Genomic DNA, 24096 nt, shown 5'->3' on the forward strand with positions numbered 1-24096 from the left:
GAGATGAAATGCCCGGTTGTCCATCCGTGAATTCTGTCGACCGCGGGCCCGCTTCAACAACCGCGCCCGCGTCCGCCGCCCCGCCGGTGTCCGCTTCCGGGGCCCTGTCCGTCTCCCGGGCCGCCGGACAGCAGCCCGAGATCGTTGCCGCTGACGTTGACCTGTCCGCTCTCCTCGACCTCACCGCTCTCGCCCCGCCGGTGATGCCCGCAGGTCGCATCGCGGCCGATCGGCACACAGAAGTCGAGCGCGGCGCCGCACCTGTCCGTTTTGTCGCCCACGGCGATCACTTCCTGCTGCGGCGGCCGGGTCACGGTCGAATCGACCAGACGCCGATCGATCGGCTTGCCGTCGGTCAGCGTCACCAGATAGCGCAACGTCTCTTCGCCGGCCACGCCGGGCGTCCGCACCTGCTGGCTGCCGCTCGGCAGGCCCGGGTCACGCACCGTGCGGGTTCCGAACGGGACCTCGCGGGTCTCCGTCTCGGTCCGAGTGGTGATCACCGACTGGGTGGACGGCGCCGCGGCCACGGCCGCCGTCACCGGACTCGGCTCCGCCTTCGCCGACGACCGGGCATCGAGCGGCACCGGGCCGCGGACCGGGTTCCGGCTTCCCGACCGGTCGGCCTCGGCCGACGTACGCCCGGGGACCGCGACCGGGTTCCGCAGAAGCGGCTCCGGCTGCGGCCCTTGGGGAGTGGCGGCACCGGGCACGGCCGCGTCGCCGACCGCGGTGACGATCCGGGGTTTGGCGCCGTCCTGGGTGAGCGCCGCGATGCCGGCCACCCCGCCGCCGATCGCCATCAGCAGCGCACCGGCGCCGGCCGCCATCCGTACGCCGAACGGCAAGCGGGCCCACCAAGACTTTCGTGGCATTTCGAGCAGTTGCCGCAGTGAGTCACTAGTTGTCTGGTTTTGCACCAAAGTATTGTGCAGTGTCCGGACCGCCGGACAAGGATCGACGGTCCACCCGATCGGATGACCTCGCCCGTCACAGACGGACTTCAGACATCCTTGTTCGGCTGTGTCGCTCGATCCTCGACGGGTTGGACGCGGGTGGGCCGGTGGGCCGCCGGCCCACCCGCGGCGGACGGCCGGCATCCGTGACCGCCCGCTCCCGGAGGACGGGCCGCCACCCCCATCAGACGGCGGGCCGCCTATGCCTGCCCACGACCGCGGCCGGCCGGCCCAGGTGCTGCCGCCTGTCTCAGGCCGCGACCGGCTGGCGCAGGTGCTGCCGCCTCTCTCAAGCCGCGACCGGCTGGCGCAGGTGTTGCCGCCTCTGTCAAGCCGCGACCGGCTGGCGCAGGTGCGCCAGGGCCTCGCTCCAGGTGACGACCTGGTCGAGGACCGTGTCGAGAACCTGCTCGTGCCGCTCAGTGGGCACGAACGTGCTGTAGTTCTCGAAGTCGGTCAGGAGCGAGAGCGCGAGCTGGGCCCGGACGTCGGCCATCATCAGCTCGCCGGCGACCAGGCGCAGGTTCTCGACCGCGCGGGCACCGCCGACCGAGCCGTAGCTCACGAACCCGACCGCCTTGTTGTTCCACTCGGCGAACAGGTAGTCGATGGCGTTCTTCAGCACGCCCGAGGTGGAGTGGTTGTACTCCGGCGTGACGATCACGAAGCCGTCGAACGAGCCGATCTTGGCGGCCCACTCGAGGGTGTGGGGGTTGCTGTACTGCCCCATCGCCGGCGGCAGGGCCTCATCGAGGTGGGGCAGCTTGTAGTCGAGCAGGTCGATCAGTTCGAACTCCGCGTCGGTGCGCTTCGACGCGATGTCCAGCACCCACTTGGCCACCGCCTCGCCGTTACGGCCCGGACGCGTGCTGCCGAGGATGATGCCGATCTTGGTCATGGAGGGCTCCGTTCGGTTTTCCCGTGACGACCTTTGAATGCTTCGTCATGCAAATAATGATTCGCCGAGGTCGTAGTATCAATGTCATGTCCGCCACAGCCCCCGCGCCGCCGCCGCTGCCGGACGGCCTCCGTCCGCTCGACGCCGACGAGGAGGCAGTCATGCGCTCTCTCGGCCGCTTCCTGCGCGTGATGCCGCGCGTCCTCTCGGCCGACCTCGAACGCGAGCAGCGCATGACCTCGAGCGAATACGCGACGCTCCGCCACCTGTCCGAGTCCCGGTGCGGCACGCTGCGCATGAGCGAGCTGGCCCAGGCGTGCGACATGTCGCTGAGCGGCATGACCCGGCTGGCCGACAAGCTCGAGTCGCTGGGCTATCTCCGCCGCATCAAGTGCGCCGACGACGCCCGCGGCTCCAACGCCGTGCTGACCGAGAAGGGCCTCGCCCGCCTCCAGGAGGCCTGGCCGACCCATTTGGCCAGCGTCCGCCGGCACATCTTCGACCACCTCGAGGGCATCGACCTCGCCAAACTGGCCACCGCGTTCAACGAGATCGCCAACGACGCCGGTTGACGCATTCCCTTATGGGTATACGATCGTCGCATGGCACGAGCGGCGACGACGACGGACGCGTTCAACGCGGTGGCCGAGCCCCGGCGCCGGCAGATCCTCGATCTCCTGGCCCAGGGTGAGCGGCCGGTCAACGACCTGGTCGAGATGCTCGGCCTGGCCCAGCCCCAGGTCTCCAAACACCTGCGCGTCCTGCGCGAGGTCGACCTGGTGCACGTCCGCGACGAGGGGCGGCAACGGCTCTATCGGCTGAACGCGTCGCCGCTCCGCGACATCCACGACTGGCTGGCCAAATATCAGCAGATGTGGGCCGAACGGTACGACGCGATGGACGCCGTCCTGGCCGACCTGAAAGAGGAGGAAGATCATGGCGACTAGCGGCACGGCGAAGGTGACACTCCCGGCCGACAACCAGATCCTGATCACCCGCGAGTTCGACGCGCCCCGCCACCTGGTCTGGCGGGCCTACACCGAGCCCGAGCTCATCAAACGCTGGTGGGCCGGCGAGCACGGCCACGTCACCAGCGTCGAGGTCGACCTGCGGGTCGGCGGCCGGTGGCGCTACGTGATGCGGGCCAACGGCGGCTTCGAGGTCGCCTTCCACGGCGAATACCGCGAGATCGTCGCCCCCGAGCGCCTGGTCGACACCGAGGCCTTCGAGGGCATCCCCGACCCGGACGGCAACGCGGCCCTCGTCACCCTGACGCTGGTCGAGAAGGACGGCCGCACCTACAGCGAGATGCTGGTCGAGCACCGCGACCAGGCCGGCCGCGACGCCCACGTCAACTCCGGGATGGAAGCCGGCATGCAGGAGTCGATGGACGCCCTGGAAAGGGTCGCCGCGTCTCTGGCTTGAAACTCAGGGCAGCGGCGACGGCTGGAGGGCCGCGATGACCCGTTCGGCGGCCGCGTTGGTCACCACGTCGGTGTAGCGCTGGTAGGCACCCGCGCTGCTCTTCTCCTTCGGCGTGGTCGTCGAGTCGGGCCTCTCCAGTTGGTAGGCCCAGACCTCCCCCGCCACCTTGGCCACCTCGGCCCGGATGGTGTTGGTGATCCACGTCTTGTCGGCTGCGGTGAGTGCCACGGGGATGTCCTCCAGGTGCCAGGAGGCCGTGCTGGCCTCTCTGCTGCTGTCGTACGAGGCGCTGAAGTGCGCGTGTTCGGTGTGTGCTGAAGCCCCCGTGTAAGCGCGTTGTTTCCAGTTGTTGTCGGCTTCCCAGATGCGCCGGTTGTAGATGATGTAGCGCAGTCGCTTCTCGCTGCCGTTGCGGCAGCGGGCGAGCACGAACTGCACGACGGTTTCCATGGTGAGGCCGGGTTCGCGCAGGTCGACGTCGACGTCGATGGCGTGGACCTCGTTGGTGTGGTCGGCGTCGTGCACCGGCACCGAGCCGGTCTCGTCCGGGTTGTGGTCGGAGACTTCGTGCTGGTGCGCGGCGTCGCCGATGCTGCCGTCCGAAGCGTGGTCACGGCCGGGGGCGATCTGGTTGAACTCGGTGAACAACTGCTTGAGGCAGGCCACCAGAATCCAGTCGGCCATCAGCGGATCAACTCCTCACGTCCACGGCCCGTGCCGGCAACCCTGCCGACATCCAGGCCGTCCGAACCGGACCCGGAGTCCGTGCCCACCGACCGGGCGACAAGACGGCCAAAGCTATTGGACATAGAGCGTGTTATACCCAGAACGATCGATATTGATCCCTGCCAAAGGCATCTTTAAGGTCCCGTAACGCCCGGTCGCCCCGTCAGCTCGCCTCGTAGTCGAGCAGCCAGCGCTTGACCGGCAGCCCCCAGCGGTAGCCGCCGAGCGACCCGTCCCGCCGCAGCACCCGGTGGCAGGGCGTGAAGAACGCGACCGGGTTGTGCGCGCACGCGGCCGCCGCGGCCCGCACCGCCGCCGGGCGCCCGGCCAGCTCGGCGAACTCCGAATAGGTCACCGGGGCGCCCGGCTTGATCTGGCGCATCACCTTCCAGGCGTGGGCCATGAACACCCCGCCCGTCTCCTGCTCGACCGGCACCTCGTCGATCGCCGTCCGGTCGCCGTCGAAATAGGCCCGGATCGCCTCCCCGACCCGGCCGATGTCGCCGGCCGGTTCCGCCGGCTCGCGCAGGGTGGGGTGGACCAGCGACAGCAGAGCGTCGGCCGACCCGGTGAAACCGGCCGCGCGCACCGCGCCGGCCCGGCTCACCACCACGGTCAGCGGGCCGGCCGGGGTGCTCAGGGTGTGGTGCTTCAACATCTCGTCCTCCAGGGGGTTCGGGCCACCAGCCTGGCCTCGAAGACCCGGCCGGCAAAACGGGCCTGTGGATAACTAGCTGGCCCTCCACAGGCGAATCAGCGCGTACGACCGCCAGGGCCGCCACCCCTCGGCGTGCTTCGCCAGCGCGGCCGGAGTGTCGGGCAGTCCGAGCGCCCGCGCGCCCCGCCGAACCGCGATGTCGGTCGGGAGAAACACGTCCGGGTCGCCGATCGCGCGCATCGCGACGTAACCGGCCGTCCACGCGCCGATCCCCGGCAACTCCATGAGCCGGGCCATCGACTCGTCGCGGTCCGCGCCCGGCTCCAGGTCGAGCTTGCCGTCGGCGACCACCGCGGCCAGCGCGCGGACCGTGTCGCGGCGAGCCGCCGGCATGCCGAACGCGGAGTCCGGCAGGTCGGCGACCACGGCCGCGGCCGGAAAGCCGACCAGGTCGCCCTTTTCCTCGAACGAGCCGGCCGCGCGCAGCATGCGGGTCAACGTCGTACGGGCGCCGGCCACGCTGACCTGCTGTCCGACGACCGCCCGCACGGCCACCTCGAAGCCGTCCACGGAACGCGGAACGCGCACGCCCGGCTCGGCCGTGACCGCCGCGCTCAGCGCGGGATCGGCCGCCAGCGTGGCGTCGACCGCGATCGGGTCGGCATCGAGATCGAACAGCCGCCGGCAGCGGGCGACGGCCGGCGCGAGATCACGCACGTCGCTCAGCCGCAGCGTCGCCGAGACCCAGCGGTCGCCCGGGCTCAGTGCGACGGTCGCGCTTCCGTGGGGCAAGGTCAAACCCCTCCGGTACGCGTTCCCGACCCGTTCCTCCACTCCGGGCAGAGCACGCGCCTGAAGGAAGTCGAGAAGTGACGCGGCGTGCAGCGGAGCCCGGTACGCCAGCCGGAGGTTGATCGACCCGGATTCGGCGTGGGCGATGGGGCGGCGTTCGCGCAACTGGCCGGGCGCCTGCGCGTACACCTCTTGAATCGTGTCGTTGAACTGGCGCACGCTGCCGAAACCCGCCGCGAAGGCGATCTCGGCCAGGCCGAGGTCGGTGGTCTCGATCAGTACGCGGGCGGTCTGCGCCCGCTGCGCCCGGGCCAGCGCCAGCGGCCCGGCACCGAGTTCCGCGGTGAGCAGGCGGTTGAGGTGCCGCTCGGTGTAGCCGAGGCGGCTGGCCAGGCCGGGCACGCCGTCGCGGTCGACGACGCCGTCGCCGATCAGCCGCATCGCCCGTCCGACCAGGTCGGCCCGCACGTCCCACTCCGGGGAGCCGGGTGCCGCGTCGGGGCGGCAGCGCTTGCAGGCGCGGAAGCCACCGCGCTGGGCGGCGGCCGCGCTCGGATAGAACGCGACGTTCTCCCGCTTCGGCGTCATCGCCGGGCAGGACGGGCGGCAGTAGATGCCGGTGCTGCGTACGGCGGTGTAGAACCAGCCGTCGAACCGCTGGTCCCGGCTGTCCACTGCTCGGTAGCACCGTTCGAAGTCCAGCTCCATGAAGGTGAGTCTGCTCTTCTATCCCTGGCTCGGCTGGCGGTTTTCGGACATCACCGTGCGTTTTGGCCAGGCTCCGGGCGCTGCGTAGACTCGACGTTCGTGAGCCTCACCATCGGGATCGTCGGCCTGCCCAACGTCGGCAAGAGCACGCTGTTCAACGCCCTGACCAAGAACGACGTGCTCGCGGCGAACTACCCGTTCGCCACGATCGAGCCCAACGTCGGAGTGGTCGGGCTGCCCGACGAGCGCCTGGGCAAACTGGCCGAGCTGTTCAACAGCGAGAAGGTCATCCCGGCGCCGGTGAGCTTCGTCGACATCGCCGGCCTGGTGCGCGGCGCGTCCAAGGGCCAGGGCCGCGGCAACGCGTTCCTCGCCAACATCCGCGACGCCTCGGCGATCTGCCAGGTCGTGCGCGCGTTCTCCGACCCCAACGTGCTCCACGTCGACGGCAAGATCTCCCCGGCCGACGACATCGAGACGATCAACACCGAGCTGATCCTGGCCGACCTGCAGACGGTCGAGAAGGCGCTGCCCCGCCTGCAGAAGGAAGCCAAGCTCAAGAAGGACCGGGCCCCCGTCGTGGCGGCCGCCGAGGCCGCGTTCAAGCTGCTCAACGACGGTGTCACCCTGCACGCCGGCGCCGCCGCGGCCGACATCGACGTCGAGCTGCTGGGCGAGCTACACCTGCTCACCACCAAGCCGTTCATCTACGTCTTCAACGTCGACGAGGCCGAACTGGGCAATGCCGCGTTCCTCGACGAGATGCGCGCCCTGGTCGCCCCGGCCGAGGCCGTCTTCATGGACGCGAAAATCGAGTCCGAGCTGATCGACCTCCCGGCCGACGAGGCGATGGAGCTCCTCGAATCGACCGGCCAGACCGAGCCCGGCCTCAACCAGCTGATCCGGGTCGGCTTCCAGACCCTCGGCCTGCAGACCTACCTGACCGCCGGCCCGAAGGAGGCCCGCGCCTGGGTCGTCCCGGTCGGCGCGACCGCCCCCGAGGCCGCCGGCGTCATCCACAGCGACTTCCAGCGCGGCTTCATCAAGGCCGAAATCGTCTCCTACGACGACCTGATGGCGGCCGGCTCGATGGCGGCGGCCAAGGCGGCCGGCAAGGTCCGCATGGAGGGCAAGGACTACACCATGAAGGACGGCGACGTCGTCGAGTTCCGTAGCGGATTGACCTCTGGCGCGAAGAAGTAGGAGCGCGGGCAACGTGGCGAAGTTGGACACCGAGTGGGCGATCTCCGAGATTGACAGGTTCCTGAACGTGACCGAGATGGTCGTGCCCGAGCACGTCATCGGCCTTGTCATGAGGGGTCCGCAGACGGAGGTGTCTGAGCGGGCACACGTCGTTGAGCAGATCATCGACCGCGTTCTGCCTGGCTGGAGGAGAAGTCGTCCGGCCAACGACGAGGACTATGAGTGGCTGCGTGACCAGGCTTCTCGGGCCAGAGCAGCGTTGCTGCGGTCGGCAGAACTCGCCGAGAAGCTGGGGGACAACGCGCCCGACATGGGTGCGGGCAACCTGCACCCATGGGCCTGGGAGAGCGGGCGATCCTTCTGGAACAACGGTCACTACCACCAGGCCGTCATGCAGCCGCGATTCGCGTCAACTCCGAGACGCAGGCCAACCTCGGCCGGGTGGATGTGTCGGAGACCAAGCTGTTCAACGAGGCGTTCTCGGTGGACGCTCCCAAGCCAGGTGCCCCTCGGCTCCGGTTGATGCCGGACGACGGCAGCGACACCTACAAGAGCCTCCACCGAGGAGCAAGGGCGTTCGCGGAAGGGCTTTACGCGGGAATCCGAAACCCTGGCATGCACACGCCCCCGCCTGCTGGCGGAGGTGTGGAGCAACTCGCCCTTGAGCAGTTGGCAGCATTCAGCCTTCTCGCGCGGTGGGTTGATCAGGCAACCGTCGAGACGGTCTGAACAGCGTGGCGGACGGCCAGTGACTGACTACTTGCCGCAGATCCTCACCGTTATCGGCACTCTCGGTGGTTCGCTCGGCGGCGTGGCGCTGACGCAACGGCATCAGCGCCAGATGGTGCGCATGGAGCGCGCCGAGAAGCGCCGAGCGGAGCTGAGGACGCACGTCGTTGAGTTCCTGACCAACGCCGACGAGTGGGCCTCCCACATGGACATCACCATCGTTGTCGTCTGGAAAGCCAGCGAGCGGGACATGATCGAGCTGGCCAACAGTGAGACGGCGAATCGGGCGGGCGAGCTTCGGTACGCGGTCACGAAAGAGCTGAAGCATCTCATCGGGCTCGCCGGTGATCCACATCTTCAGGAAGCCGTGAACGCCTTCCACGACCTATGGCTGAACGTTTCGGAGCAGATGATCGGTCCGGTCTCCGACAGAGCGCGCAAGTCGGATCCGAATGCCGTGCCGGAAGCACTCCAATACCTGAGCCGCATTCGCCGAGCAACGATCGAGATCCGGAACGCGGCTCTGCCGTTGCTCAGAGTCCCGATCGAAGAATCAGAACCGGTCCGGTGGTGGCACGTCCGTCGCAAGATGGCGGCGCGTCGCGCCCTCTCCGGCTAAGTCTCCGATCGGTGAGCGGCCGACCGAATGGGCTGTTCGGGTCAGCCGGTCCAACGGAGGAAGCGTACGAACAACTCGCTGGGCGGTCCGTCGGGCATGTCCTGAGCGGCCACTTCGAGCCGGGTCCACATCTGCTTGCGCAGCGCGGTGGGCGACATCGCGGCGGCCAGATCCTTCCGAGCCGAGTCGCACGGCCAGGGCCTGCCACGGGCCCGGCAGCTCCAGCCCGGCCGTTCCTCGACATGCTGGACATCCACCACCGGGGAGGTCATCCTCTGCACTCGCGGACGCGGAGCGTGTAGATCGCGGAGGTGCCCTGGCCGTCGTCCAGCTCGGCCACGTGAAGCTCCTCGACCGGCACCAGGAACTCGTGCCCGGTGGTGTTGCCCGAGTCCATCCAGACCATGACCATGCCGCCCGGCGGCAACTCGCGCGGCCCGACGGCCAGGATCGCGTTCATGCTCGCCTCCCCTCGCGCGCCTGTTAGGTGCATCCATCCCAACGGGGTGGCGGGGGTGGCGGGAGGTTCAGCCCGTCTGCGGACTGTCCGCAGGATCAGCGGACAGCAGCTTCCGGTACTGGTCGGTCCAGGCGGCCCCGGCCCTTTCCGGCTCCAGCGCGGCCAGGCCAGCGGCTATCGCCTCGGCGGCGGCCTCGGGGCGGCCGAGGAGGGCGAGTACCAAGCCGCGCTGCATCTCCAGGTAGGCCCGATCGTGGAAGTACATCCATGGGGGGACCTCGGTCACGTGGTCGGCCAGGTGATCGGCCCTTGCCATCGCCCGGTCGGCCTCGGCCACCTGGCCCGCCAGGGCGTGACCCCGGGCGAGCTGCTGCATCGCGACCAGACGCACGGCCGGGCCAACGGCCTGGCGCAGCGCCGCCTCGGTGAGGCTCAGCAGCGGGCCGGGGCGCCGGGCCTGCCACGCCAGGTGACCGCGCATCGAGAGAGCGGTGGCGGCCAGGTCGGGCCGGTTGGCCTCCAGCGCGGCGTTCAGCGCCCGGCCGTAGTGCTCGGTGGCGGCCTGGGGGTCGCCGCTCGCAGCGTGTAGCCACCCCGCGAATTGCTCCCATTGGCCGAGCTGATCGACCACCCCGAGGCGGTCCCGGTCGGGCACCTGATCGGCCAGGGAGCTGACGAGGTCCACGTGGGCGAGCACCGGCGGGAGCACGGCCGCCGCGCTCGTGGTGTCCTCCAGTCGCCGGAGCCCGCCCAGGATCACCGACAGGTGGTCAGCCGCGCCGGGCTCGGGGTGGTCGGGGTGTGCGATGGTCCAGGCCAGCCGGTCGTCCTCCTCGGAGAGGATGAGGTCGGCGCCGAGGGCGACGCCCAGGCGGGCCGCCGTTTCCGGGGTGGGCTTGCGACGGCCCGTTTCCAGGTCGTGAAGGTAGCCGCGCGAATAGTGGACCTGGGCGGCCAGCTCACGCAGCGACAGCCCGGCGGCGCGTCGTGCCGCTCGGAGCCGTTCGTGCCACATGGGACCACCCCGCACGCTTGACACTTAAAGGTCAACGATACGGCGAGCGAGGGCGCGACCGCGCAGCCGGCCTGACTGTGAAGTGTCAATTCTGGACGTTGGCCAGTGCCTCGATGAACGCCTCTGCGGCCTCCTGACCGGCGTCCTTGCCCTGGCCGCTGATGGTGATGTTCACCGTGATCGGCCCCCGGGGCGCCGCCGCGCTGGCCCCGTCCCCGCCGCGCGCCCGCCCGCCGGAGAAGCCCAGCGCGGGGAAGGCAGGGGCGGCCAGGTCGCCAGCGACAGCGGCGACCGCGCGTGCCACGTCGTTACGCCGGTCCCCGACGCCACGCGTCAGGCCATCCATGAGGTGCTGACCGGCATAGCGCATGTCGCCCTTGCCGGACAGCGGCCCGATCTTCGCGGGGGAGAACGGCCAGTGGTCGCGAACGAACTGGGCGGCTCCGTCGAGCGCAGAGCCCAGCGGCCCCAGCTTCGACTTGATGCCGTTGATCAGGCCCTGGATGAGCTTGGCTCCGGCGCTGACCAACCAGGACCCGGCGCCCGCGAACACACCGAGGACCCCGCCCCGCACGGCTCCCAGGGCCGAGGCCGCCTGGCCCGGAAGTTGCTTCAGCCTGGCGACCGATCGACGCCGCGGTTGCCGAGGCTGCGTTGCGCCAGCATCGTCCAGTGGTCATGTTGACCTCCGACATCGACGACATGGCCAAGCTCTGCGGCCATCGTGTCCGGCTTGTGGCGGTCTGAACCCGACCACACCAACGAGGGTCCACGCCATCGACGTCGATACCGACCAGCGCGAACCCGGCCTCACCATGGAAGCCGTCGTGCAATTCCGGTCAGCCTTTCTTGACGCCCTCGAGGAAGCCGTCGGCCAGGACGTGGCCGGCGGCTGCGGACAGGACGTCGGCGATGCCGGTCACCGTCTCGGGGAGGGCGCGGTCCAGGGCGTACAGGTGGAAACCGTAACGGTGGACGCCGTGGCCGGGCAGGGGCCGCGGGCCGAAGTAGCGCTTGTTGCCGCGCTGGGCCGGGACGAAGCTGATCGACGGGCCGTCCTTCAGCTCGCCCTCGGCCAGCGACGAGACGGCCGGGTCGATCAGGGCGATCGTGTGCAGGGCGGGGCGGCTCATCGGGACGTCGATGTCCTCGAGGATGAACAGCAGCTGCGCGGTGCCGGCCGGGACGCCGGTCCAGGCGAGGGGCGGGGAGAGGTTGGGGCCCAGGTCCATCGAGCAGTTGGTGTCGGGGATCGTGCCGCCGTCGGCGAAGGCGGCCGAGGTCAGGGTGATCCCGCGGGGCGCGGCCAGGGCGGGGTGGTGGCGCACGCTGAGGCTCTCGTCGGGGCGCTTGTTGCGGAGCATCCAGCCCAGGGGTGTGACCAGGTGGAGAAGCGGGTTCATCGGAGCCTCCGGATTCGTCAGTAATACTATAGAACCATGAGTGATCCGATCCACGAGCTCGGGGCCGAGCTGCGCACCGCGATCGCGCGGATCTACCGCCGGTTCCGGTCCGAGCGGGCCGAGGGCGAGCTGGGCGACGCCGCGGTCGAGGTGCTGGCCGGGCTGGTCAAGGGCGGCCCGTCGACGCTCACCCAGCTCAGCGAGCGGGGACACGTCACGACCGGGTCGATGAGCCAGACCGTCAACCGGCTGGCCGACGGTGGCTACCTCACTCGCCGTAGGGATCCGGCCGATGGCCGCCGCGTACTGCTGGAAGCGTCCGAATCCGGGAAGCGGATCGGCGCCGCGGCGCGGGCCCACCGGGAAAGCTGGCTCTATGCGCGGCTGTCCGAGCTCAGTGAGGACGAGCGGGCGACCCTCGGGCGGGCGGCGAAACTCATGCAACGGGTCGCCGACCACTGAAATAGCATCGGGCCCATGACTGATACGGAGCAGACCGCGCGCGCCGGTCTCCCCGAGCGACCGTCGCTGGACGGGCTCGAGGACAAGTGGGCGCGCCGCTGGCAGGAGGAGGGCACGTATACGTTCGACCGTTCAAAGGAGCGGGCGGACGTATACGCGATCGACACGCCTCCGCCGACCGTATCGGGCGAGTTGCACATGGGGCACGTCTTCTCCTACACGCACACCGACACGGTCGCGCGGTTCCAGCGGATGCGCGGCAAGCACGTCTTCTATCCGATCGGCTGGGACGACAACGGGCTCCCGACCGAGCGCCGGGTCCAGAACGTGTACGGCGTCCGCCCCGACCCGTCCCTGCCCTATGACCCGGCCTGGACGAAGACGAAGGACCAGGAGCTGGTCTCCCGGCGCAACTTCATCGAGCTGTGCCGCAAGCTGATGGCCGAGGACGAGGAGGCGTTCGAGGCGCTGTGGCGGCGGCTCGGGCTGTCGGTCGACTGGTCGCTGAAGTACGCGACGATCGGCGACCGGGCGCGGGCGATCTCACAGCGGGCGTTCCTCGACAACCTGGCGCGCGGCGAGGCCTACACGGCCGAGGCGCCCACGCTCTGGGACGTCGGTTTCCGCACCGCGGTCGCCCAGGCCGAACTGGAGGACCGGGACCGCCCCGGCGCCTACTACAAGCTGCGGTTCCACGGCCCGGACGGGCCGGTCGAGGTCGACACGACCCGGCCCGAGCTGTTGCCGGCCTGCGTCGCGCTGGTCTATCACCCGGGCGACGAGCGCTATGAAAACCTCAAAGAGGTGCGCACGCCGTTCTTCGACGTCACCGTCCCGGTGTACGCGCATCACCTGGCCGCCCCCGACAAGGGCACCGGCATCGCGATGGTCTGCACGTTCGGTGACATCACCGACGTCGCCTGGTGGCGCGACCTCGACCTCGACACCCGGGTGGTCCTCGGGCGGGACGGCCGTTTCCTGCCCGACCGGCCGGACGGCGTTCCCGACGCGGCCTACGAGCCGTTCGCCGGGCTGAGCGTCAACGCGGCCCGGCGCGAGATCGTGCGCGTCCTGCAGGAGACCGGCGACCTGATCGGGGAACCACGGCCGATCACGCACCCGGTCAAGTTCTACGAGAAGGGCGACTCGCCGCTCGAGATCGTCACGAGCCGGCAGTGGTTCATCCGCAACGGCGGCCGCGACGCCGAGCTGCGGGAGCGGCTGCTGGCCCGGGGCCGCGAGCTGCGCTGGGTGCCGGAGCACATGCGGCACCGCTTCGAGCACTGGGTGAACGGCCTGACCGGCGACTGGCTGATCAGCCGGCAGCGGTTCTCGGGCGTGCAGATCCCGGTTTGGTACCGGCTCGACAACGCTGGCGAACCGGACTACGACCAGCTTCTCATACCGGACATGTCCACCCTGCCGGTGGACCCTTTGTCGGAGTGTCCGCCCGGGTTCGAGGAGTCCCAGCGGGACGCGCCGGGCGGCTTCACCGCCGACCCGGACGTCATGGACACGTGGGCCACGTCGTCTCTCACGCCACAGATCGCGGGCGACGGCGAGCTCTTCGCACGGGTCTTCCCGATGGATCTGCGCCCGCAGGGCCAGGAGATCATCCGCACCTGGCTCTTCTCGACCGTGCTCCGGGCCGAACTGGAATTCGGCGTGCTGCCCTGGCACACCACCGTGCAGTCGGGCTGGATCCTCGACCCCGACCGCAAGAAGATGTCCAAGGCCAAGGGCAACGTGGTCACGCCGATGGCGCTGCTCGAACAGAGCGGCGCCGACGCGGTGCGGTACTGGGCGGCCTCCGGGCGGCCGGGCACCGACATCGCGTACGACCCGGCGCAGATCAAGGTCGGGCGACGGCTGGCGACCAAGCTGCTCAACGCGTCGAAGTTCGCGCTCGGGCTGGGCGCGGCGGAGGCGCTGCGGCAGCCGGTCAGCGAGCCGCTCGACCGGGCGATGCTGGCCCGGCTGGCGAGCGTGGTCACCGAGGCGACGGCGGGGTTCGACGCGTACAACCACACCGACGCGCTGCAGGCGACCGAGGCGTTCTTCTGGACCTTCTGCGACGACTACATCGAGCTGGTCAAGGAACGGGCCTACGCCGACGGCCCGGCCGCCGAGTCGGCCCGGGCGGCGCTGGCCACCGGCTTGTCGGTCCTCTTGCGGTTGTTCGCGCCGTTCCTGCCGTACGTCACGGAAGAGGTCTGGTCGTGGTGGCGCTACGGCTCGGTCCACCAGGCGACCTGGCCCACGCCGTACGAGTTGACCCGGGTCGCCCCGGAGGGTGACCCGGCGCTCCTGGATCTCGCCGGCGAGGCGCTCCGTCAGGTGCGCAAGGCGAAATCCGACCGCAAGCTGTCGATGAAGGCCGAGGTGCCGCTGGCCGAGGCCCTCGGCCCGGCCGAGATGCTGGAGAAGCTGGCCCTGGTCGAGCGGGACGTGAAGGCGGCCGGGCGGATCGCCAAGCTCGACCGGCTTCCAGGCCGGACATCTGAGCTGGTAATCGCCAGCGCGTTCTGAAAAACGCGGGCAGCATGAGGGCATGTCCATCGCGCCCGAGCAGGTCGAGGCGCCGGCCCGGGACGCGGTGCTGTTCCGGTCGTCGCCGCTGCGGACGTTTTTCGCCGTGTTCGTGATCCTGCTGGTGTCCTACCTCGCGGTCTCGCCGCTGGTCGCGCTGATCGGGCGCGGCGGCGGCGACTCCGCCGGATCGACCCTGGTGCAGGCGGTGGTGATCGGCGCCGTGGTCGCCGCCGCCTACGCCTGGTCGTCGCGGGCCGCGCTCACCACGTGGGTGCGGGTGTCGGCGGCCGGACTGGAGCTGGCCGCCCAGGGCAGCGATCCGATCATGCTGGCCTGGGCCGACATCGACAGCGTGGTGGTGCGCCGGGTCGGGCTGCGGACCGTGCTCGACGTCACGCCGGTCGACCTGGACCGGGTGCATCCGGTGCGGGACGAGGGGCCGGGGTGGCCGGCCATGGAGGTCACCGACGACGGTGAGGCGTTCATGGCCGACCTGAGCGAGTTGTGGCCGGGGCCGCGGAAGCTGCGGCGGGAGTTGGCCCGCCGCCTCCACCCCCAGGGCGTCTAGAAGTCGCCGCCGCCGAAATCGCCGCCACCGAAGTCGCCGCCGCCGTCGAAGCCGCCCCCGTCGAAGCCCCCGAAGTCGTTGCCACCGTCGTTGCCACCGTCGAAGCCCTGATCCTGCTGGGCGTCCTGGAAGCCGTCCTGGTAGCCGTCGGAGAAGCCCTGGTCGAAGCCGCCGCCCCCGAACCCGCCGCCCCCGAACCCGCCGCCGTCGAACAGCGCGTCGAAGATCAGCAGGCCGCCGAGCGCACCCGCGCCCGACGCCAGCGCCGTCTTCCAGAGCGGCTGCGAATACCACCCTTGCGGAACCGGACGGCCCTGCACCATGCCACCGGGGTAGTAGTAGGGCGTCGTCGGACCGGGTCGCGGGCCGGCCCGGAACTCCTGGCCCTGCACGGTGACCTCACGCTCCTGGGTCAGCCGCCCGGCTCCCCGGGCGCTGGCCAGCGGCGGCAGGTCGGGGCCGGGGTCGAGGCCCATGGCCTGCCGGGCCGCCCGCACATAGGTCAGGCCCTCCAGCGCCGACTCGCGGGCCAGCTCGAACTGGCGCACCGACTTGGCCTGCTGGAGCTGGCCGCCGGCCGCGTTGTAGCGCTCGCTCGCGTCGGCCAGGGCCTGCCGGGCCGCCGTGTCGTCGCCGTGCAGGGTGGTGAGTTGACCGCCGAGACGCTCGTACCACCTCTGGGCGTCGGCGCGGGCGTCGTCTATCTGCACCTGCTGGTTGCCGGCCCCGTTGCGACGGGTCACGGCGATCACCAGAATGACCACGACGATGATGGCCAGGATCAGCAACACGCTCATGTTTCAAAGGTACCTAAGCAAGGCTTCGCTGACTCGTCTGGCAATGTCTAGATGTGACTGTCTCGACGCTCGCCGTGGTAATCCTCTGTCTGCTCGTCGGCGCGGCCCTGGGATGGCTGGTGGCGCGGGTGCGGGCGGCGACCGACATAGCCCGGCTCGAGGCCACCGTCCAGGCCCAGCGGGACGGCGAGGGACGGCTGGAGCAGTCGCTGCGCTCCCTGTCGTACGAGTCGACCGCCCAGTCCCAGGAGGCGGTCGCCCGGGCGGTCGCCCCGCTCCACGAGACGCTGCGGCGCTACGAGCAGCGGGTGACCGAGCTCGAACACGAGCGCGTCGACGCGTACGCCGAACTGCGCGAGCAGGTGCGGGCCATGGGCGCCGTCTCGGGCGAGCTCCGCACCGAGACGAAACAGCTGGTGGCGGCCCTGCGCGCGCCCCAGGTGCGGGGCCGGTGGGGCGAGCATCAGCTGCGGCGCATCGTCGAGGCGGCCGGGCTGCTCGAACACTGCGATTTCGCCGAACAGGTCACGGCCACGACCGACGACCAGGGCGTACGCCCCGACCTCGTGGTACGGATGCACGGCGGCCGCACGGTGGTCGTCGACGCCAAGGCACCGTTCGAGGCGTACCTGGCCGCGATGGAGGCCCGCGACGAGCGCACCCGCGACGGCGCGCTCGACCAGCACGCCCAGCACCTGCGGCGCCATGTCGACCAGCTGTCGGCCAAGGCGTACTGGACGGCGTTCGACTCGACGCCCGACTTCGTGGTGCTGTTCGTGCCGGCCGACCCGTTCCTCGACGCGGCCCTGCAGCGCGACCCGGGGCTGATGGAGCACGCGTTCCGCCGCGACGTGGTGCTGGCCACACCGGCGACCCTGATCGCGCTGCTGCGGACGGTCGCCTACTCGTGGCGGCAGGAGGCGCTGGCCCGCAACGCGGTCGCGGTGCACAGGCTGGCCCGCGAGCTGTACGGCCGGCTGGCCACGCTCGGCGACCACGTGGGCAAGCTGGGCGGGTCGCTGGCCGGGGCGGTCACGGCGTACAACAAGGCGGTCGGCTCGCTGGAGTCGCGCGTGCTGGTCAGCGCGCGCAAAATGGCCGAGATGGGCGTTTCGGACGACGCGATTCCGGTGCCGCCGCAGGTCGAGGTCGCGCCCCGCCAGCCGCAGGCCCCCGAGCTTCTCAGCTAGCCGCGGCCGCCTTCATGTCGCGGCGCAGCTCCTTGGGCAGCGAGAACGTGAGCCGCTCCTCGGCCGTCGTGTATTCGGTCACCTCGCCGAAGCCCCGGGCGGCCAGGTGCGCGAGCACCTCCATGACCAGATCCTCGGGCACGCTGGCGCCGGACGAGACGCCGACCGTGGTGGCGCCGGAGAGCCACGCGTCCTGGATCTCTCCGGCGTAGTCGACCAGGTGCCCGGCCCGGGAACCGGCCTCGAGCGCGACCTCGACCAGCCGCACCGAGTTGGACGAGTTCTTCGAGCCGACGACGATCACCACGTCGCACTCCGGCGCGATCTCCTTGACGACGTGCTGCCGGTTTTGTGTCGCATAGCAGATGTCGTCGCTGGGCGGCGACTGGAGCAGCGGCAGCCGGGTCTTGAGCCGGGCCACCGTCTCCATGGTCTCGTCGACCGAGAGCGTGGTCTGCGACAGCCAGACGACCTTGGACGGGTCGCGCACGACCACCTTGTCGACCGCGTCGGGCCCGTCGACCAGCTGGATGTGCGACGGCGCCTCGCCCGCGGTGCCGATGACCTCCTCGTGGCCGTCGTGGCCGATGAGCAGGATGTCGTAGTCGTCGGCGGCGAACCGCTTCGCCTCGTGATGGACCTTGGTGACCAGCGGGCAGGTGGCGTCGATCGCCTTGAGGTTGCGCGCGCGGGCCTGCTCGTGCACCTCGGGCGCCACCCCGTGGGCCGAGAAGACGACGGTCGAGCCCTCGGGAACCTCGTCGTTCTCCTCGACGAAGATCGCGCCCAGGCTCTCGAGCGTGCTGACCACGTGCTTGTTGTGCACGATCTGCTTACGCACGTAGACCGGGGCGCCGTAGAGCTTCAGCGCCTCCTCGACCGTCTGAACGGCGCGGTCGACGCCCGCGCAGTAGCCCCGCGGCTTGGCCAGCAACACGCGCTTACGAGTCTCGGTCACGCAGCCCATGGTACTGAGTGCTCCCTTCATCGAGGGTCGGCCATACTCGTGCGATGACCGACGCGAGACGTGTGCCCAGGAAACGGCCATCGCGCTGGAGCCCGGTCGGCAACACGCTGCGCTGGCTGCTCGGCGCCGGCTCGCTGGTGGCCGGCTTCACCTGGATGCTGATCAACCTGAGCAACCCGAGCGCGCTCGTCGACGCCCTGGTCGGATGCGTGCTGGTGGCGGGCGGGGTGATCCTGCTCATGCCGCACCGCATCCGGCTGCCGCGCCGGGCCACCGCGGTCGTGATGACGCTGGCGGCGCTCGTGGGCACGGTGGCCGGGCTGGCCGGTGGGCAGACCACCTGGTCCGGTTACGCGTACATCGCCGACCGGGGCTGGCCGTTCCACTGGGCCCAGCGCGGGGCGATCGCCGACGACGCCGAGACCGCGCGCCGGCTGACCGAGGGCGCGGACTGGCACGTCAACCTGGTGTCGCTCGCGGGGACGCTGCTGTTCTACGCGTACGCCGGTCTGGTGTTGATCGTGATCGCCGTGCAGGTCCGCCGGTCGCGGCGGCCCTGAGGCCGCCGTTTTGCCGGTTTTATTCGGGCCGAGCCGCGATACTCGGGCCATGGGCGATGGTGACCTGCGCACCACCCTCGCGACCGGGGCCCGGCTGCTCTGCGGCTGGGCCTTCGTCGCGATCGCCGTGCTCGACCTGGTGACCGGTTTCCAAACCGGCCCCTACCTGGTCTTTCATCTTGTTCTGCTGGCCGGCGGGCTGCTCCTGCTGCAAAGACCCCAAAAACCTTTCGCGTACGCCGTGAGCACCACGCTCGCCGTTCTCACCACGGTCGTCGCCGCTCTGCCGTCGAATGCGCAGGCGTGTTGTATGCGCGGCCTGGACGTGCGGCACGGTTATCCGCTGACCGTGCTCGGGTGGAATCATCGGCAGCCGGTGCATTTCGCGCCCGCGCACACCATCGCCGACCTGACCTTCTGGTTTCTGGCCTGGATGACCTTGAGTTTCATGATCAGTCGGGTCGGGCGTGGGGGCCGCCGCCTCCCCCACCCTGTTCTGGGTGGGCCGAGTGAACCAGCCGGGTCCGACAATTCCGCCCCGCCGTCCACAACCGCCCCGCCGTCCACAACCGCCCCGCCATCCACAACTACCCCGCCATCCACACCCGCCCCGGTGCCACACGACAAAAGTGTCGGAGGGCTTCCGTAGTCTGGCCGGGTGAGTGAGCCCGAGTCGTCCCCCTCCGGAGACAAGTCGCCGAAGAGCACCAGCGACGACCCGTGGCCCGTCCGCGTCGTCAGCCAAAAGGTCGGCGCCTGGATCGCCAAGCTGGGCTGGGTCTGGGTCGACGGGCAGGTCGCCCAGATCAGCCGCCGTCCCGGCTCATCCGTGGTGTTCCTGACCCTGCGTGACCCGGCGGCCGACCTCAGCCTCACCGTCACCGCCCACCGCGACGTGCTCGACACCGGCGCCCCCGAGCTGTCCGAGGGGGCCCGGGTCACGCTCCACGCCAAGCCCGAGTTCTATCCGGCCCGCGGCACGCTGAGCCTGCGGGCCGACGAGATCCGCCAGGTCGGCCTGGGTGAGCTGCTGGCCCGGCTGGAAAAGCTGAAGCGCATGCTCGGCGCCGAGGGCCTGTTCGCCCGCGAGCGCAAGCGCCGGCTGCCGTTCCTGCCGCACAAGATCGGTCTGATCACCGGCCGGGCCGGCGCGGCCGAGCGCGACGTGCTGATCAACACCCGCCGCCGCTGGCCCGCGGTCGAGTTCCGCGTGCTCAACGTGGCCGTCCAGGGCCCGACCGCGGTCCCCCAGATCATCGACGCGCTCAAGGTGCTCGACCACGACGACACCATCGACGTGATCGTGATCGCCCGGGGCGGTGGCAGCGTCGAAGACCTGCTGCCTTTCTCCGACGAGGCGCTCTGCCGCGCGGTCTTCGCCGCCCGCACCCCGGTGGTCAGCGCGATCGGCCACGAGACCGACACCCCGCTCCTCGACTACGTCGCCGACCTGCGCGCCTCGACGCCGACCGACGCGGCCAAGCGCATCGTGCCCGACCTGGCCGAGGAGCTGCAGCTGATCGACATCGCCCGGCGCCGCATCGAGCGGTCGGTGCTCACGCTGATCGAGCGCGAGGAGCACCGCATCGACTCGTGGCGGTCCCGGCCCTCGATGGCCCGGCCCGAGCTGATGGTCGACCAGCGCGCGGCCGATGTGACCGCGCTGCGCGAGCGGGCGGTGCGCAGCCTCGACCAGCGGGTGCGCCGGGCCGACGACGAGCTTCGGCACACGGTGGCCCGGCTGCGGGCGCTGTCGCCGGCTGCGACTCTTCAGCGGGGCTATGCGATCGTCCAGCGCGACGACGGGCACGTGGTGCGGGCGGCCTCCGAGGTCGCCGCCGACGACCTTCTCCGGGTGCGGCTCGCCGACGGCGAGCTCCGAGCAGTGGTACGGGAGACCGAATGACCGACGAAAAGCTCAGCTACGAGCAGGCGCGCACCGAGTTGGCCGGCGTGGTCGAGCGCCTGGAGCAGGGCGGCAGCTCGCTCGAGGAGTCTCTGGCCCTGTGGGAGCGCGGCGAGAAACTGGCCGACGTCTGCCAGGGCTGGCTCGACGGCGCCCGCGCCCGCATCGACGCCGCCCGGGCGGCGCGCGCGGACGCGGACGGCTGACCTCGCGTCAGTTGCTCAGCATCTCGTAACCGCTGGCCGGCATCTCCTCGACGTTGCCGGCCGGCTTGGTCAGCGGCTGCTGCGTGCCGTAGCCGGTCACGTCGACCGTCCACCGGCCGGCCGGGGTCTCCCCCGCCTGGGGCACGGTGAGCTCGAGGTGGCTGAGCCGGCCCTGGTCGTCGAGCTTCGCGGTGAAGGGCAGCGCCTTCGCGGCCGCGCCCATCGCCTTGACGTCCTCGGAGTCGAACTCGTCGAGGTCGTCGCCGGCCTTGGTCGCGTCGAGCGTGCCGGTGATGTCGTGCGCGTCGCCGTGGGCGGTGACCACGCCGGACAGCAGCTGGCCGGCCCCGGTCACGTCGGCCCGGGACAGGTCGATGTTGAGGTCCTGGGCGTTCTCGGCCTTCGACAGGTCGAGGTGCATCCAGGTCTTGCCGTCGAACGCCTTGAGGCCTTCGAGCAGCGGCTTCATCGCCGGGTCGTTCCGGTCGACGCCCTGCAGCATCGAGTCGAGGTCGAACGACATCCGCACCCAGCGGTCGGGTTCGATCTGCAGCATCTCCAGCTTGCCCGCGCCGTCGGCCGCGTGACTGTCGATCGCGACGCTGGCGCTCTTGCTCGGCACGTGGACCGTGCCCTTGAGCTCGGCGTCCGGCATCGACTCGGAGAAAGCGTAGTTTCCCGCGGTCAGGCCGGAGGTGGAAGCGGCCAGCGCGGCCTTGGGGTCGGACGGCTTGGCCGCCGCCTTGTCGTCGGTGGCGTCCTTGGCGCACCCGGCGACGGCCAGCGCAAGGGTGAGGGCGGCGGTGATAACCGGCCCCCGAAGGTTCTTCATGGCGCCGGAGCCTAGACGCTCTTCTAATTGAGGGACGAGGCGAGGCGCTCGAGGTTCGATACGTCCGTCTTGCCGACCACGATGATCGTGCGGGACGGGTCGGCCAGCACCAGGGCCTGCTCACCCGGCCGGCCGTCGTAGAGCCGCCACACCCCGTTCGACGCCCGGAAGTCGGTCAGCGGTTTGGCCTTGGTGGTCAGCTCGGCCGGCAGCAGCGTGGACGACACCACGCTGCTCTCGACCAGCTGGACCGGGGCCTTGCCGGGCCCGACGTAGCCGATGCGCAGGGTCGCGCCGCCGGACTGCCGGGTGAAAGTGGCGCTGGACACCGACCAGTCGTCGCCGAGCCCGGCCGGAACGGCGACCGGGAACGCCTTGGCCTCCTGCGCCTCCTGGATCTTGGGCCCGGCGTCGACGGTGACCGGGGCGTCGCCGCTGAGCACGACCCGATAGAAGATCAACAGCAGCGCGATCGGCACGATCAGGACCGCGAGCGACAACACCATGTCGCGCGGCGAGCGGCCCTCGCGCTTCGACAGGCGTACGGGAGCTTCGGCGGTTGGTTCCACAGCACCATTGTTAACCATGTCGCTGAAGGGGCGACTTAGCCGTCCGCGCATGTGAGGATCGGTGCACATACCCCGCAACGCCGCGAGGAGGCACCATGCCCGCCCGGGTCCCGCAGGATCTCGACCGCAACATCGCCCTCGATCTGGTCCGCGTCACCGAGGCGGCCGCGATGGCGGCCGGCCGCTGGGTCGGCCGAGGCGACAAGAACGGCGGTGACGGCGCCGCCGTCGACGCCATGCGCAAGCTGATCAACTCGATTCAGATGCGCGGCACCGTGGTGATCGGCGAGGGCGAGAAGGACGAGGCGCCCATGCTCTTCAACGGTGAGCAGGTGGGCGACGGCACCGGCCCCGAGGTCGATGTGGCGGTCGACCCGATCGACGGCACCACGCTGATGAGCAAGGGCATGCCCGGCTCGATCGCGGTGCTGGCGGTCGCCGAGCGGGGCGCGATGTTCGACCCCAGCGCGGTCTTCTACATGGAGAAGATCGCGGTCGGCCCGGACTGCGCCGACGTGATCGACATCAACGCCGGCACGACGGAAAACCTGCGCCGCATCGCCCGGGCCAAGAGGTCGAGCGTCTCCGACGTCACCGTCTGCATCCTCGACCGCCCCCGGCACGCCACGCTGATCGAAGAGGTCCGGCAGGCCGGCGCCAACATCAAATTCATCTCGGACGGCGACATCGCCGGGGCCATCTCGGCCGCCCGCGCGGAGTCCGATGTGGACGTGCTGATGGGCATCGGCGGCACGCCCGAGGGCATCACGGCGGCGTGCGCGCTCAAGTGCCTGGGCGGCATGATCCAGGCCAAGCTCTGGCCCCGCGACGACTCGGAGCGCGAGAAGGCGCTGGCCGGCGGCCACGATCTGGACCGGGTGCTGACCACCGACGACCTGGTCACCGGCGACAACTGCTTCTTCGTCGCCACCGGCGTCACCACCGGCGACCTGCTCAAGGGCGTCCGCTACCGCTCCGGCGGCGCGCACACCCAGTCGATCGTCATGCGCTCCAAGAGCGGCACGATCCGGGTCATCGACTCCTACCACCGGTTGGAGAAGCTGGCGCTCTATTCCGCGGTCGACTTCGACGGCCACCTGCCGACGGTCCCGCTGGGCGAGGGCGAGCCGATCATCTGACTCCCGGCCGATGCGGCCGCGGCCTGGGGCGTACGCCCGCAAGCGCGGCCGCGTCGGCGGCCGCGCCCACCGGGGTGGGTCAGATGTCGGTGAGCGTGGTTGTCGTCGGGTTGAGCAGGGGCGGCTGGGGCTTGGGGCGCCGCCGGCGGAAGAGGAACGCCGCGATGATGCCGCCCGCGAGGCCGAGCAGATGGCCCTGCCAGGAGATCGGCTGGTCGGTCGGCAGGATGTTGTAGATCTGGTACCAGTAGAGGAGGCCGATGAACCCGGCCACCCCGATGTTCCACCAGCTGCGTTCGACCAGGCCGCGCGCGAGCAGCAGGCCCAGATAGCCGAAGATGACGCCGCTGGCGCCGACCACGACCGTGTCGGGGTTGCCCACGAACCAGACGCCGACGCCGCTCACCAGCATGATCACGAAGGTCGACCAGATGAACCGGATCGTGCCACCGGCCAGCGCGAACGTGCCGACCAGGATGAGCGGCACCGCGTTGCCGTAGAGGTGGTCCCACCCGGCGTGCAGGAACGGGCTGAAGAGGATGCCGTCGAGCCCGTCGATGTGGTGCGGGATGATGCCGCCGGCCGAGTCGAGCCGGCCGGCGCCGATGCTGACGTCGATCGCCTCGATGAGGAAGAGCACCGGGATCACGGCGCACATGGTCACGAACGCCCGGCCCAGCGAGGCGTAGAACGCCTCGGTGCCGAACTTGGCCTCGGCGTCGGCCCGCGCGTCGCTCAAGCGGTAGCTCATCCCTCGATGGTTCCAGGCCCGCGCC

General features: G+C 70.3%; 30 protein-coding genes. 15 read left to right on the top strand and 15 right to left on the bottom strand.

Translation table 11 applies throughout. From position 1 onward, the window contains the following. Nucleotides 1–53: 53 nt before the first annotated feature. Entirely contained in the window at nucleotides 54–875 is an 822-nt protein-coding gene (locus AB0M88_RS18405; protein WP_364102996.1) for a G5 domain-containing protein, read from the bottom strand. Nucleotides 876–1284: 409 nt separating this feature from the next. Continuing rightward, nucleotides 1285–1854 carry an NAD(P)H-dependent oxidoreductase gene (locus AB0M88_RS18410; protein ID WP_364102999.1) on the bottom strand — a complete coding sequence of 190 codons (570 nt, stop codon included), beginning with the start codon at nucleotides 1852–1854 and terminating at the stop codon, nucleotides 1285–1287. Between the two features lie 86 nt (nucleotides 1855–1940). Between AB0M88_RS18410 and AB0M88_RS18415 the strand changes: the two genes are divergently transcribed. Genes AB0M88_RS18415 through AB0M88_RS18425 form a run of 3 tightly spaced genes read left to right on the top strand, consistent with a single transcriptional unit; the run spans nucleotide 1941 to nucleotide 3279 of the window. Continuing rightward, nucleotides 1941–2426: a MarR family transcriptional regulator gene (locus tag AB0M88_RS18415; protein WP_364103002.1), complete on the top strand. Its 486-nt coding sequence runs from the start codon at nucleotides 1941–1943 to the stop codon at nucleotides 2424–2426. 30 nt (nucleotides 2427–2456) lie between these two features. Continuing rightward, nucleotides 2457–2801, top strand: coding sequence for a metalloregulator ArsR/SmtB family transcription factor (locus AB0M88_RS18420; protein WP_364103005.1), 345 nt, complete (start codon nucleotides 2457–2459; stop codon nucleotides 2799–2801). After that, on the top strand, nucleotides 2791–3279 hold the full coding sequence (locus AB0M88_RS18425) for an SRPBCC family protein (protein ID WP_364103008.1): 489 nt from the start codon (nucleotides 2791–2793) through the stop codon (nucleotides 3277–3279). Before AB0M88_RS18420 ends, AB0M88_RS18425 begins: the two co-directional genes overlap by 11 nt. Nucleotides 3280–3282: 3 nt before the next feature. On the opposite strand, the gene AB0M88_RS18430 is transcribed toward AB0M88_RS18425, so the two are convergent. The 3 genes from AB0M88_RS18430 to AB0M88_RS18440 form a co-directional block, all read right to left on the bottom strand. Continuing rightward, nucleotides 3283–3963 carry a hypothetical protein gene (locus tag AB0M88_RS18430; RefSeq protein ID WP_364103011.1) on the bottom strand — a complete coding sequence of 227 codons (681 nt, stop codon included), beginning with the start codon at nucleotides 3961–3963 and terminating at the stop codon, nucleotides 3283–3285. Between the two features lie 205 nt (nucleotides 3964–4168). Beyond that, nucleotides 4169–4663 (bottom strand): methylated-DNA--[protein]-cysteine S-methyltransferase, encoded by a 495-nt coding sequence (locus AB0M88_RS18435; RefSeq protein ID WP_364103014.1) that lies wholly within the window; start codon nucleotides 4661–4663, stop codon nucleotides 4169–4171. 72 nt (nucleotides 4664–4735) lie between these two features. Continuing rightward, nucleotides 4736–6163, bottom strand: coding sequence for an AlkA N-terminal domain-containing protein (locus tag AB0M88_RS18440; RefSeq protein ID WP_364103018.1), 1428 nt, complete (start codon nucleotides 6161–6163; stop codon nucleotides 4736–4738). Between the two features lie 99 nt (nucleotides 6164–6262). Here AB0M88_RS18440 and ychF point away from each other — a divergent pair, with 99 nt between their 5' ends. The 3 genes from ychF (at nucleotide 6263) to AB0M88_RS18455 (ending at nucleotide 8714) form a co-directional block, all read left to right on the top strand. Then, complete coding sequence (gene ychF, locus AB0M88_RS18445) at nucleotides 6263–7366, top strand: redox-regulated ATPase YchF (protein ID WP_364103021.1); 1104 nt, start codon at nucleotides 6263–6265, stop codon at nucleotides 7364–7366. 333 nt (nucleotides 7367–7699) lie between these two features. After that, nucleotides 7700–8095 (top strand): TIGR02391 family protein, encoded by a 396-nt coding sequence (locus AB0M88_RS18450; RefSeq protein ID WP_364103024.1) that lies wholly within the window; start codon nucleotides 7700–7702, stop codon nucleotides 8093–8095. Nucleotides 8096–8114: 19 nt separating this feature from the next. Further along, entirely contained in the window at nucleotides 8115–8714 is a 600-nt protein-coding gene (locus tag AB0M88_RS18455) for a hypothetical protein (protein WP_364103027.1), read from the top strand. A 41-nt stretch (nucleotides 8715–8755) separates the two neighbouring features. Here AB0M88_RS18455 and AB0M88_RS18460 read toward each other — a convergent pair whose 3' ends face one another. From AB0M88_RS18460 to AB0M88_RS18480, 5 genes are all read right to left on the bottom strand, one after another. Beyond that, the gene (locus AB0M88_RS18460) at nucleotides 8756–8986 is read right to left on the bottom strand and encodes a hypothetical protein (RefSeq protein WP_364103030.1); all 231 of its coding nucleotides are present in this window, start codon (nucleotides 8984–8986) and stop codon (nucleotides 8756–8758) included. Beyond that, a complete protein-coding gene (locus AB0M88_RS18465; RefSeq protein WP_364103033.1) occupies nucleotides 8983–9174 on the bottom strand; it encodes a hypothetical protein in 192 nt (63 codons plus the stop codon). The genes AB0M88_RS18460 and AB0M88_RS18465 overlap by 4 nt, the downstream gene beginning before the upstream one ends. Nucleotides 9175–9241: 67 nt before the next feature. After that, complete coding sequence (locus AB0M88_RS18470; RefSeq protein ID WP_364103036.1) at nucleotides 9242–10189, bottom strand: helix-turn-helix transcriptional regulator; 948 nt, start codon at nucleotides 10187–10189, stop codon at nucleotides 9242–9244. An 85-nt stretch (nucleotides 10190–10274) separates the two neighbouring features. After that, nucleotides 10275–10742, bottom strand: coding sequence for a hypothetical protein (locus AB0M88_RS18475; protein WP_364103039.1), 468 nt, complete (start codon nucleotides 10740–10742; stop codon nucleotides 10275–10277). A gap of 286 nt (nucleotides 10743–11028) precedes the next feature. Next, nucleotides 11029–11592, bottom strand: a complete 564-nt coding sequence (locus tag AB0M88_RS18480) for a YbhB/YbcL family Raf kinase inhibitor-like protein (protein ID WP_364103042.1) — start codon at nucleotides 11590–11592, stop codon at nucleotides 11029–11031. 36 nt (nucleotides 11593–11628) lie between these two features. Between AB0M88_RS18480 and AB0M88_RS18485 the strand changes: the two genes are divergently transcribed. From AB0M88_RS18485 to AB0M88_RS18495, 3 genes are read left to right on the top strand one after another with little or no spacing between them, the layout of a single operon-like run. Beyond that, a complete protein-coding gene (locus AB0M88_RS18485) occupies nucleotides 11629–12054 on the top strand; it encodes a MarR family transcriptional regulator (RefSeq protein WP_364103045.1) in 426 nt (141 codons plus the stop codon). A gap of 15 nt (nucleotides 12055–12069) precedes the next feature. After that, the gene (gene valS, locus AB0M88_RS18490) at nucleotides 12070–14583 is read left to right on the top strand and encodes a valine--tRNA ligase (RefSeq protein ID WP_364103048.1); all 2514 of its coding nucleotides are present in this window, start codon (nucleotides 12070–12072) and stop codon (nucleotides 14581–14583) included. A gap of 22 nt (nucleotides 14584–14605) precedes the next feature. Then, a complete protein-coding gene (locus AB0M88_RS18495) occupies nucleotides 14606–15154 on the top strand; it encodes a hypothetical protein (RefSeq protein ID WP_364103051.1) in 549 nt (182 codons plus the stop codon). Here the strand turns inward: AB0M88_RS18495 and AB0M88_RS18500 are convergent. Continuing rightward, the gene (locus tag AB0M88_RS18500) at nucleotides 15151–15951 is read right to left on the bottom strand and encodes a hypothetical protein (protein WP_364103054.1); all 801 of its coding nucleotides are present in this window, start codon (nucleotides 15949–15951) and stop codon (nucleotides 15151–15153) included. The genes AB0M88_RS18495 and AB0M88_RS18500 overlap by 4 nt on opposite strands. A 53-nt stretch (nucleotides 15952–16004) precedes the next feature. On the opposite strand from AB0M88_RS18500, the gene AB0M88_RS18505 reads away from it, so the two are divergent. Then, complete coding sequence (locus AB0M88_RS18505) at nucleotides 16005–17141, top strand: DNA recombination protein RmuC (RefSeq protein WP_364103057.1); 1137 nt, start codon at nucleotides 16005–16007, stop codon at nucleotides 17139–17141. Here AB0M88_RS18505 and AB0M88_RS18510 read toward each other — a convergent pair. Next, entirely contained in the window at nucleotides 17134–18108 is a 975-nt protein-coding gene (locus AB0M88_RS18510) for a 4-hydroxy-3-methylbut-2-enyl diphosphate reductase (RefSeq protein WP_364103060.1), read from the bottom strand. The genes AB0M88_RS18505 and AB0M88_RS18510 overlap by 8 nt on opposite strands. A 44-nt stretch (nucleotides 18109–18152) precedes the next feature. Here AB0M88_RS18510 and AB0M88_RS18515 point away from each other — a divergent pair, with 44 nt between their 5' ends. Genes AB0M88_RS18515 through AB0M88_RS18530 form a run of 4 tightly spaced genes read left to right on the top strand, consistent with a single transcriptional unit; the run spans nucleotide 18153 to nucleotide 20780 of the window. Next, nucleotides 18153–18668: a hypothetical protein gene (locus AB0M88_RS18515; protein ID WP_364103063.1), complete on the top strand. Its 516-nt coding sequence runs from the start codon at nucleotides 18153–18155 to the stop codon at nucleotides 18666–18668. A 49-nt stretch (nucleotides 18669–18717) separates the two neighbouring features. Next, nucleotides 18718–19317, top strand: a complete 600-nt coding sequence (locus tag AB0M88_RS18520; RefSeq protein ID WP_364103066.1) for a hypothetical protein — start codon at nucleotides 18718–18720, stop codon at nucleotides 19315–19317. 9 nt (nucleotides 19318–19326) lie between these two features. Continuing rightward, entirely contained in the window at nucleotides 19327–20574 is a 1248-nt protein-coding gene (xseA, locus tag AB0M88_RS18525; RefSeq protein ID WP_364103069.1) for an exodeoxyribonuclease VII large subunit, read from the top strand. After that, nucleotides 20571–20780: an exodeoxyribonuclease VII small subunit gene (locus AB0M88_RS18530; RefSeq protein WP_364103072.1), complete on the top strand. Its 210-nt coding sequence runs from the start codon at nucleotides 20571–20573 to the stop codon at nucleotides 20778–20780. Before xseA ends, AB0M88_RS18530 begins: the two co-directional genes overlap by 4 nt. Nucleotides 20781–20787: 7 nt before the next feature. Here the strand turns inward: AB0M88_RS18530 and AB0M88_RS18535 are convergent, their stop codons facing one another. Continuing rightward, nucleotides 20788–21612 (bottom strand): hypothetical protein, encoded by an 825-nt coding sequence (locus tag AB0M88_RS18535; protein ID WP_364103075.1) that lies wholly within the window; start codon nucleotides 21610–21612, stop codon nucleotides 20788–20790. A gap of 23 nt (nucleotides 21613–21635) precedes the next feature. Further along, the gene (locus AB0M88_RS18540; protein WP_364103078.1) at nucleotides 21636–22181 is read right to left on the bottom strand and encodes a DUF4245 domain-containing protein; all 546 of its coding nucleotides are present in this window, start codon (nucleotides 22179–22181) and stop codon (nucleotides 21636–21638) included. Nucleotides 22182–22276: 95 nt separating this feature from the next. Here AB0M88_RS18540 and glpX point away from each other — a divergent pair, with 95 nt between their 5' ends. Next, the gene (glpX, locus tag AB0M88_RS18545) at nucleotides 22277–23320 is read left to right on the top strand and encodes a class II fructose-bisphosphatase (protein WP_364103081.1); all 1044 of its coding nucleotides are present in this window, start codon (nucleotides 22277–22279) and stop codon (nucleotides 23318–23320) included. A gap of 79 nt (nucleotides 23321–23399) precedes the next feature. Here glpX and AB0M88_RS18550 read toward each other — a convergent pair whose 3' ends face one another. Continuing rightward, nucleotides 23400–24071 (bottom strand): rhomboid family intramembrane serine protease, encoded by a 672-nt coding sequence (locus tag AB0M88_RS18550; protein WP_364103084.1) that lies wholly within the window; start codon nucleotides 24069–24071, stop codon nucleotides 23400–23402. Nucleotides 24072–24096 lie beyond the last annotated feature (25 nt).

This window comes from Actinoplanes sp. NPDC051411, from assembly GCF_040682075.1.
In the GTDB taxonomy this organism is placed as follows: Bacteria; Actinomycetota; Actinomycetes; order Mycobacteriales; family Micromonosporaceae; genus Actinoplanes.